Annotated in this window: 8 protein-coding genes; 3 read left to right on the top strand and 5 right to left on the bottom strand. The window is 37.5% G+C overall.

All coding sequences use genetic code 11. The features are described 5' to 3' along the window. Nucleotides 1-504: 504 nt before the first annotated feature. A complete protein-coding gene (locus QM481_RS23875) occupies nt 505-1,185 on the bottom strand; it encodes a response regulator transcription factor (protein WP_166554105.1) in 681 nt (226 codons plus the stop codon). Nucleotides 1,186-1,411: 226 nt separating this feature from the next. On the opposite strand from QM481_RS23875, the gene QM481_RS23870 reads away from it, so the two are divergent. The 3 genes from QM481_RS23870 (at nt 1,412) to QM481_RS23860 (ending at nt 6,057) form a co-directional block, all read left to right on the top strand. Continuing rightward, on the top strand, nt 1,412-3,022 hold the full coding sequence (locus QM481_RS23870) for an acyl-CoA carboxylase subunit beta (RefSeq protein ID WP_283383637.1): 1,611 nt from the start codon (nt 1,412-1,414) through the stop codon (nt 3,020-3,022). A 136-nt stretch (nt 3,023-3,158) separates the two neighbouring features. Then, on the top strand, nt 3,159-5,489 hold the full coding sequence (locus tag QM481_RS23865) for an ATP-dependent helicase (RefSeq protein ID WP_283383636.1): 2,331 nt from the start codon (nt 3,159-3,161) through the stop codon (nt 5,487-5,489). A 46-nt stretch (nt 5,490-5,535) separates the two neighbouring features. Next, nucleotides 5,536-6,057, top strand: a complete 522-nt coding sequence (locus tag QM481_RS23860) for a DUF192 domain-containing protein (protein ID WP_283383635.1) — start codon at nt 5,536-5,538, stop codon at nt 6,055-6,057. 27 nt (nt 6,058-6,084) lie between these two features. Here the strand turns inward: QM481_RS23860 and QM481_RS23855 are convergent, their stop codons facing one another. The 4 genes from QM481_RS23855 to mutY all read right to left on the bottom strand — a co-directional run bounded on the left by QM481_RS23855 (nt 6,085) and on the right by mutY (nt 10,164). Then, nucleotides 6,085-7,005: a hypothetical protein gene (locus QM481_RS23855; RefSeq protein WP_166552308.1), complete on the bottom strand. Its 921-nt coding sequence runs from the start codon at nt 7,003-7,005 to the stop codon at nt 6,085-6,087. Nucleotides 7,006-7,024: 19 nt separating this feature from the next. Then, the gene (gene gldE / locus QM481_RS23850) at nt 7,025-8,395 is read right to left on the bottom strand and encodes a gliding motility-associated protein GldE (RefSeq protein WP_283383634.1); all 1,371 of its coding nucleotides are present in this window, start codon (nt 8,393-8,395) and stop codon (nt 7,025-7,027) included. A gap of 84 nt (nt 8,396-8,479) precedes the next feature. Next, nucleotides 8,480-8,947 carry a single-stranded DNA-binding protein gene (locus QM481_RS23845; RefSeq protein WP_283383633.1) on the bottom strand — a complete coding sequence of 156 codons (468 nt, stop codon included), beginning with the start codon at nt 8,945-8,947 and terminating at the stop codon, nt 8,480-8,482. Between the two features lie 134 nt (nt 8,948-9,081). Beyond that, a complete protein-coding gene (gene mutY / locus QM481_RS23840; protein WP_283383632.1) occupies nt 9,082-10,164 on the bottom strand; it encodes an A/G-specific adenine glycosylase in 1,083 nt (360 codons plus the stop codon). Nucleotides 10,165-10,235: the final 71 nt, after the last annotated feature.

Raw genomic sequence — 10,235 nt, 5'->3', positions numbered from 1 at the left:
CTGTCTTATTCTAAAGAATTATAACATCACAACCTATCTTAGAATGTCGTATTTTCTTTTATCTTTTCTTACCAGCTTTTCAAAGAACTCTTTATCTCAAAACAATTAACCAACTTATCATCAGTGCATTATCTCAAAATTTGTTGTCAAACCTCTTTCGATTCAACCGCTTCCCGTTGTTTGGGAGTGCAAAATTAGTAGCTTTATTTTTAACTTCCAAATGTTTTTGAAAATATTTTTTAAAATTTATTTTCGCAACTCTCAACTTCCTTTCTTCGCTACAACTCCTTTCCCGTCGTTTGGGAGTGCAAAATTCCCACTTTATTTCCATCCTTCCAAATCTTTTTAACACTATTTTTTAAAGTTTTTTATAAGTCGTTGAACATCAGAAGATACAGGCGGTAAAAAAAATGACACCAAATTGATATAATTCAATTGGTGTCATATCTACAAACTCACAAATACAATTAATACTTCGAATATTTATAAATAATATTTTATGCTTTAGCTTACTTCTAAACGAAAACCTACCCCATGTACATTACTGAGCTTGATATTAGTGTCTCTATTAAGATATTTTCGTAAACGAGTGATAAAAACATCGAGGCTTCTTCCTTTAAAATAGTCATCATCTCCCCAAATAGTGATCAAAATTTTATCACGAGAGAGCGTTTCGTTTTTATGTTGAATCAAAAAGGCTAATAAATCTGATTCTCGATGGGTAAGTTCTTGTTGAAAATCATCGATAGTCAATTTGAGGTTTTTACTATCGTGTATATAACGCCCTATTTGAAGCACACCACTTGAGACTGTAGTTTTTTTACCTGTCCGTTTCAGGATAGCTTCAATTCGTAAAACAAGTTCCTCAATACTGAAAGGTTTTGTCAAATAATCATCCGCTCCTAATTTAAGACCTTTGATACGATCTTCTTTAAGCGATTTTGCCGTTAGGAATATTATAGGAATTTCACTTCCTGCTTTTCTAATGGTTTCGGCCAGCGTAAACCCATCCATTTCTGGAAGCATTACATCAAAAATACACAAATCATATTCATTTTGCTGGAAAGCTCTTTGCCCGGCTTTGCCATCTACTTGTAAATCGATTTGATATCCTTCTTGTTCAAGATTATCTTTTACTACAAACCCTAGGCTTTCATCATCTTCGACGAGCAGAATTCTGGTCATTATATAAATATGTATATAGTTAGTTTATGATAAGACAATTTATTAGGAATATTCCCTATTTAGAAAATTTAAGTATTTGCTAATGTAGCCTATTTGGTCAAATTATCCAATTTATTAATATTTGCATAATTTATATAACTTAGTAAAGTTATATAGAATACCAAGGTTGTGCTATTCTATATAAACACATTCATCAACAATTTATTATCTAAAACTCATGTCAACTATGAATCAATCCTCTAACCAGCAATTGGTGGAGCAAATGACAAATCACCTAGAGAAAATAAAACTAGGAGGTGGTCTCAAAAATATTGCCAAACAACACGACCGCGGAAAGCTCACAGCACGAGAACGCATTGCCTACTTAATCGACCCTGATACAGAATTTTTAGAATTGGGTGCTTTTGTAGGTTTTGGAATGTACCAAGAATATGGCGGCTGTCCTGCGGGAGGTACTGTTGGGGGCATTGGGTATGTGTCAGGAAAACAATGTATGATTGTTGCCAACGACCAAACCGTTAAAGCTGGAGCATATTTTCCTATTACTGGCAAAAAGAATCTCCGTTTGCAGGAAATAGCTTTACAAAATAGGCTCCCTATTATTTATTTGGTAGACAGTGCAGGAGTTTTTCTACCTATGCAAGACGAAATTTTTCCTGACAAAGAACATTTCGGTCGAGTATTTTACAACAACTCTATTATGAGTGCGATGGGCATTACTCAAATATCGGCTGTTTTGGGAAGTTGTGTTGCTGGTGGAGCCTACCTTCCTATTATGTCAGACGAAACCTTGATGGTCGAAGGGCAAAGTTCGATTTTTTTAGCAGGACCCTATTTAGTAAAGGCTGCTATTGGAGAAAACATTGACGCTGAAACATTGGGCGGTGCTGTGACACATACCGAACTTTCTGGAAATGCTGATTATAAATTTTCAACCGAACAAGAGTGCTTGGATCAGGTAAAAAGAATTATTGGAAAACTTGGCGAGGATACCAAAGCTGGTTTTAATAGAGCAACCCCTAGTTTGCCAACCAAAAATCAGAAAGAGATTTATGACATTTTACCCGAACTTAGAACTAAGCCTTATAATATGATAGATATTATCGAGCGATTGGTTGATAATTCGGAGTTTGATGAGTTTAAAAAAGATTATGGAAAAACTATTCTTTGTGGATATGCTCGTATTGATGGCTGGGCTGTGGGCATTGTAGCCAATCAGCGCTTGATTACTAAAAGTGGTAAAGGCGAGGTTCAGATTGGAGGTGTTATATATAATGATGGAGCCGACAAAGCTGCTCGATTCATTATGAATTGTAATCAGAAGAAAATTCCGTTGGTATTCTTACAAGATGTTACGGGATTTATGGTTGGAAGTCGCTCGGAGCATTCGGGTATTATTAAGGATGGTGCTAAAATGGTCAATGCTGTAGCTAATTCGGTTGTTCCTAAAATTACGATTGTCATAGGCAATTCTTACGGAGCGGGTAATTATGCGATGTGTGGAAAGGCGTATGACCCACGTTTTATTTATGCCTGGCCAAGTGCTAAAATCGCTGTAATGGGTGGGGAACAAGCTGCCAAAACCTTATTACAAACGCAAATTGCATCGATGCAGTCGCAGGGCAAAGAAGTTTCGAAGGAAGAAGAAGAGATATTACTCAAAGAAATTATCGAGAGATATAACACGCAAACAACACCTTATTATGCAGCTGCAAGATTATGGGTTGACGAAATTATAGACCCACTACAGACACGACGTGTAATTTCTGAAGGTATTGCAGCGGCCAATCATGCTCCTATTGAAAAAGAATTTAAAGTAGGTGTTATTCAAACTTAGTAAAGGATATTTGATATAAGCTGATTACCATAGTTTTTCTTCGTAATTTTGGAGAATGGTTTGACTTACAAGCCATCAATCTTTGTACTTAAAGATTGGTGGCTTGTGTCTTGTAATAGTATTGAGTTTTTGAAATATGAATTATTTAGCAGGTCTTAACGAACCGCAGCAAGCGGCAGTACAACATATCACAGGTCCCCTCATGATTATTGCAGGAGCGGGTTCTGGCAAAACAAGAGTTCTTACCTACAGAACGGCATATCTTTTGGACAAGGGAGTAGATCCTTTTCAGATTCTTTTATTGACCTTTACCAATAAAGCTGCAGGCGAAATGCGAGCAAGGGTTGAAAAAGCTGTAGGAAATAATGCCAAAAATATCTGGATGGGTACTTTTCACTCGGTATTTGCGAAAATATTACGTTTTGAGGGCAAACACTTGGGCTATACTTCCGACTTTTCGATTTATGACACCGACGATTCTAAATCTTTATTAAAAAGTATCATCAAAGAAAGAGGTCTTGACGATAAGGTGTATAAACCCAACCTAGTATTCAACAGAATCTCGGGGGCTAAAAACCGATTGATTGGACCAGATGAATACCTCAACAATCCGATTATTCAAGCAGATGACGCAGCGGCTAAGCTTCCCGAAATAGGAAGACTATATAAATTGTATACTCTACGCTGCTTTCAAGCAAACGCCATGGACTTTGATGACCTACTTTTCAATACCAATGTATTGTTTAGAGACCATCCTGTGGTATTGGATAAATATCAGCGCAAGTTTCAGTACATCATGGTCGATGAGTTTCAGGATACCAACGTTTCACAATATTTGATTATTAAGAAACTCGCTGCCATGCACAACAATCTGGCAGTCGTGGGCGACGATGCGCAGTCTATTTATGCTTTCCGTGGAGCTAATATTGACAATATTCTTAATTTAGAAAAAGACTATCCGAATCTTGTAACTATTAAGTTGGAGCAAAATTATCGCTCAACTAATAGCATCGTACAAGCAGCCAACTCCGTTATTGCTAAAAATAAAAATCAGTTAAAGAAGAATGTTTTTACAGAAAACGAAGAAGGCTCCCCTATCGAACTAATCAAGGCAGCATCAGACAATGAAGAAGGACGTTTGATTGCGACGAATATTTTCGAAGCCAAAATGGCGTTGGGTTTACGCAACACTGATTTTGCGATTTTATATCGTACCAATGCCCAATCACGTGCCTTTGAAGAAGCTCTTCGTAGGCTAAATATTAAGTATCGTATTGTTGGCGGTTTATCTTTTTATCAAAGACGTGAAATCAAAGACCTTCTTTCTTATTTACGTTTTGTGATCAACCAGAAAGACATCGAGGCATTTAAACGTATTATTAATTTACCCAAAAGAGGTATTGGTGATACTACCATTGCGAGAATCGAAATTACGGCGGCAGAGCAAGAGAAATCTGTTTGGGAAATCGTGAGTAATATTCGTCAATATCAAGCTGGGCGCTTTGCTGAGACTATTGAAGGATTTGCCGATTTGATAAAATCGTTTATTCTCATGACTCAAGTACCCAACAAAGATGCTTACGAAATCGCGAGTCATGTGGCTAAAGCTTCTGGTTTGTTAAAGGAACTTCATGAGGATAAAACCGTTGAGGGGCTTTCTCGTTATGAAAACGTTCAAGAATTATTGAACTCTATCAAACAATTTGTGGATAACCCAGATACTGAAGACCACTCTCTGGCAAGTTTCCTACAGACAGTATCTTTATTGACCACTGCTGATGAAGATGACCCTGACGGAGATAATGATCGAGTAACGATGATGACAATTCACGGTGCCAAAGGTTTGGAGTTTAATCATGTGTATGTGGCAGGGATGGAAGAAGACCTTTTCCCTAGTCAAATGATGCTTCAAAGTCGTGCGGATTTGGAAGAAGAACGTCGTTTGTTTTATGTAGCTATTACACGTGCTGAGAAAAAACTCGTTATGTCTTATGCTGAAAGTAGATACCAGTACGGGCGATTGAAACCTTGCGAGCCAAGTAGATTTTTGGATGAAATAGACCCGAAATATTTACAGTTTGCTAGAAATATCCGTCGTGCAGTCGAAGAAACCCAACGCATTCCACAGGGATTTGTCAGAAGAACCGATAGTCAGTCTGGTGTTGTATCTAACAATTTGCCTCTCAGCAACAAAACTGGCATATCCACAACGACCTCTAATTTAATTCAGAAAAAGCCTGTAGTAAACTCGGCACCAGCAACGTATGTGCCGTCACCAGACTTTGCCCCTAGTGATACCAAAAACTTGCAAGAAGGTGACCGTGTGGAGCATTTGAAATTTGGTTATGGTAAGGTCAAAAAAATGGATGTGAACGGAAACGACCGTAAAGCAACTATTGAGTTTGAAGGAGGAGTTGGTGAAAAAACGCTTTTACTCAGTTTCGCAAAATTGAGAATTTTATCATAAAATACCTTTATTGAAATTTCTTCATACATTAAATATACTATTGAAAATGAAAAAAGTTGTAGTTCTATTATTTGTGGGTTTGTTATTGTTTGGAAGTATGGTTCCAAAGCTTATCGCTATTTTTAGTTCGAGCGATAGCGAAGCTGGTTCTGTAAGTTCAATTTCAACGCCTGCTCCATCTGCGGTTGTTTCAAACGAACCTGCTTTCAAAAAGGAAGGAGAGTTAACATTTCCGAAAATTCAGAAAAAAATTAGTATTGAAATTGCCGATAATGATGCCGAAACTACCCAAGGATTAATGTATCGTAAAAGCATGCCAGATACTTGCGGAATGTTATTTGTTTTTCCAGATAGTCAAGAAAGAAGCTTTTGGATGAAAAATACCTACATTCCTTTAGATCTTTTGTTTATCAATTCTAATAAGGAAATCATCACAATACAACCCAACCGCCCACCTTTCTCAGAAGAAGCAATTCCTTCTTACAAGCCAGCTCAGTATGTGTTGGAGGTAAATGCAGGGTTTTGCCAGCGAAACGGCATTAAGCAGGGAGATAAAATTTCGTTTTAAACAAAAAAATAGGCAAGCTAAGCTTGCCTATTTTTTTCTAGCATATCTAAAAAGCTTTACAGGAAGTTTATAATCTGTGGCTTCTCCGATAGTATAGTAGTCTATTCCAGTTCTTGAAAAAGCTATTCCTTCACCTTGAGCCTCTTCACTTGCTGAATAAGTATAATCAAGTAATTTGGCTGGTCTTAGCAAAGCTTGTGCTATTGATTCGCCATCGGCTCTTCGCCAATGGTATATCTGTCCATAATTTCTGATAAGAATTTCTTTATTATCAGGCGAAATATCTCCAGCGGTGATATAAAACATTGTATTGAGTGCAGTAGAAAAAGTAACTTCTTCTACAAACTCCGCTGTGATAGTTTGGGTATAAGATTGCGGATATGGCAGTCTATACAATCGCTGTTTTAAGTCTCTTTTTGAGAGAATGTAAATATCTTTGGTATCATGATCGATGAACATACACTCCGCATCACGAGCACCATCAGGATATACATAGTTGATTTTTTGTACATCTTTTAAAGTAATACTATTACTTGCTTGTACAGCTTGGCTAGCAATATTAGGCTCTTTTACTCGATAAATTGTACAACTTGGATATACTGCCAAATTATCACCAATGTCCCCAACATAAATATAGTTACCATCCGAAAACTTCGAAATAGACATATCTTCCCAATCCCTATTGACAGCACCCTCCAAATAAAACTCCTTGGTACCTTTTCCCAAACTATCCATCAAGAAAATACGATTAGTATCGCCACTATCATTGTGTGACCACATCATTCCCTGATTCGTATAGCTTGCAGCTAATCCAGAAGCTTCATCCAGATTTTTATTCTCAACTAAGTTGCCTACTCCTTTCTCAAAATCATCGATTATTGGAGTTGGACAATCGTTGTTACAAGCAATAAGTCCTGTTAATAAAGTTAAAAATGGGTAATATTTCATCGAATAATAATGGTACTTGTTAGGTAAGCTCTCGATTGGTTTCGTCGGTTTCCTCGTTTTTGATAGTCACTTTTACTCTTTTGATACGGCGTGTATCAACAGAGGCTATTCTAAATCTGAATTTATCGTAATCTATTTCTTCACCCGCATGCGGTAAGCGAGCAAACAATTCGATTAACAACCCAGCTAGAGATTCGCTTTCACCTTTTACTTTATCGAAATAGTCGTTATCTATTCCCAACGCACGACACACATCATTTAGTGTAACCTTGCCTTCAAACTCAAACGAACCATCTTCTAATCGCTTATATCCTAAATCCTCTTCATCGTATTCATCGTTGATATCACCTACAATTTCTTCGATAATATCCTCCATCGTAATAATCCCTTCGGTTTCGCCGTATTCATTTACTACGATAGCCATGTGCACTCGCTTTTCTTGAAAATCGTAAAGCAAATCATCAATTTTTTTACTTTCTGGAATAAAAAAAGCTTGATGTATTAGCTCTTGCCAATTGAAGTGCTCATCTTTTTCGATATGTGGCAACAAATCTTTGATATAAAGAACTCCTTCTATTTTATCGATAGTTTCCTTAAAAACAGGCACACGAGAATATCCAGACTTATTAATTTTATCCATCAATTCATGAAAATCCCATTCAATATCAAAAGCTGTCACATCACGGCGAGGACGCATGGCACTTTTGGCAGAAGTGCTTCCAAAATTGACGATACCTTTTAGAATATCTTTTTCTTGTGCCGAAGTTCCTTGTCCAGTAGTAATTTCAAGCGCATGGTTTAGTTCGTCGGCAGTAATAGTATATCCTTTTCGCTCTACCCGTTTCTCAATTATATTACTAATACCTAAAAGCAAAGACGACAACGGCTTGAAGATAATGCTAGCTACTTCGATGAGTGGCGCAGTGAGTTTGGCAAACTTCAAATTATTTTGTTGTGCCCAAACCTTTGGTATTAATTCTCCAAAAAAGGTAATCATGAAAGTTACACCTACCAACAAAATCAAGGTGGCCACTAATCCTTCTTTTTCTTCTTCCCCTAAAATTTGTTCTGTAAGATAAGTTGAGATTGTCACAAAGGTAATGTTGACAAGATTGATGGCTATCAGGAGTGTTGCTAGGAGTTGTTGGGGTTTGTCGAGCAACTTGGCAACAGTACGTTCACTTCCGCTATCGCTTTCGCGACAGGCAACACGTTCATCGGCAGATAGGGAGAAAAAGGCTACTTCAGAGCCAGCCAGCAGTGCAGAAATACCCAACAGGGCAATCAAGATAAGCGCATCAATACCATATACGCTGTAAGATGAGGTGCTTTCAACTTGGGCCAAAAGCACCCTAATCGGGTGATAATCGTCAGATAATCGAGTTTCCAAGGTTTGGTTTGTTTAGTTAAACAAAAGTTAGACTAGCCAAACAACTTATTATTATGGCTAGTCTAACAAATGATAAGCCTTTCGTTAGAATGGCAAGTCATCGCTATCACCACCAGCATCAAATGCAGGCGGTGGAGGTGTTACTGGTGCTGGATTAGGACGAGCAGGCGCAGGGGCTGCCATTTGTGTTGAACTATCGCCACTAGCAGCGTTATCGCGATTTCCACCACCCACTAGAGTCATGGAAGTACCACGAATACGAATACCACGACGAGTGATACCATCTTTATCCACATATTCTTCTGTACGGATGCGACCCTCTACATACACAGAATTGCCTTTGCGCAAATACTGTTCTGCGATATTGGCCAATCCATCCCACAATTCGATACGATGCCATTCTGTTTGTTCTACACGTTGTCCGTCACGATTTGTGTAGGTTTCTGAAGTAGCAATATTAAAATTTGCCACTTTTGAGCCACTAGGCAATACTCTCACCTCTGGGTCAGAGCCTAAATTGCCTAATAAGATAACTTTGTTTACGCCAGCCATTTGGGTTAATTTTTTAAAATAGTTGTAAATAAATTGATAGGCATAAAATTAAATATGGTGTGAGAATTCAAAAGTAAACATGAGTGAATTTAATAAAAATCCTATCAATCTCCAACTATCAATTCGTATGAATACTATGTTAAAATTTTTGATTCTTGGGTCAAATAATTATTTACCAAAGTAGATTTGGGTAAATCATCTACTTCAGAAAGGTTATAAAACGCATGATTTTCTGGCAAATTTAGAGAAAAGTCTGCATTTACTCGTATGTGCCAAAACTTTGTTTGAATCTTTTGATGTGTTAAGACATGCGTAAAATTTCCTGATTCATTCAAAATCAAGGCATTGGATACAAGTTCTTTTAACCAAGGGTCTTGTTCCAACAAATCGTCCAATTGAAGCGATTCGGAAGATTCCAACAAATAAAAATCATACATACCTTCCCATACGTCACGTCCCACACGTTTGCGCATCACAAACTTATCATTTTGTTCTATTAAGAAATAATGAAAGAAGCGCTCTTTTACCTTAACCTTTTTACTCTTAATAGGTAATACAGCTTGGCGTCCTTGCGCATGGGCGACACATTCATTGGCAAAAATACAAAACATACAATCTGATGGAGTGCCAGGCGTACATTGCATTGCGCCAAACTCCATGATCGCCTGATTGTGTGTATTGGCATTATTGGTAGGTAAAAGTGCCTGTGCATATTCAGAATAGACTTTTTTTGCCTCGTTAGAAGCAATATCTGTTTCTATGCCAAACACTCTTGAGAGTACACGATACACATTGCCATCCAACACTGCTACAGGTTCATTATAAGAAAATGAAGCAATCGCAGCAGCGGTATAAGAACCCACACCTTTGAGTTTGAGCAACTCTTGATACGTTTCTGGGAATACACCATTGTATTCATCTACCACCATTTTGGCTGTTTTGTGCAAATTACGAGCACGTGAATAGTACCCTAATCCTTGCCACAAACGCAAAACTTCAGCCTCATCGGCAGCTGCCAAGTCAAACACTGTTGGAAAAGCCTCTACGAATTTATAGTAATAGGGCATTCCTTGGACTACTCTGGTTTGTTGCAAAATTATTTCAGATAACCATATATAATAAGGATTAGTCGTATTGCGCCAAGGTAGATCTCTTTTATGGATTTCGTACCATTGGGTAAGTTTTTGAGAAAAATGAAATTGTGGAAATTCGGTCATGAAAAGGAAAAGTTGACTTTCTGATTTAGCTTAAAAAAAGATAAATAATGGAGGTTTTTGAAACAAACCAT

This window comes from Flectobacillus rivi (assembly GCF_030056655.1).
Taxonomy (GTDB): Bacteria; Bacteroidota; Bacteroidia; order Cytophagales; family Spirosomataceae; genus Flectobacillus; species Flectobacillus rivi.
This window is presented reverse-complemented; position numbering and strand designations above follow the sequence as displayed.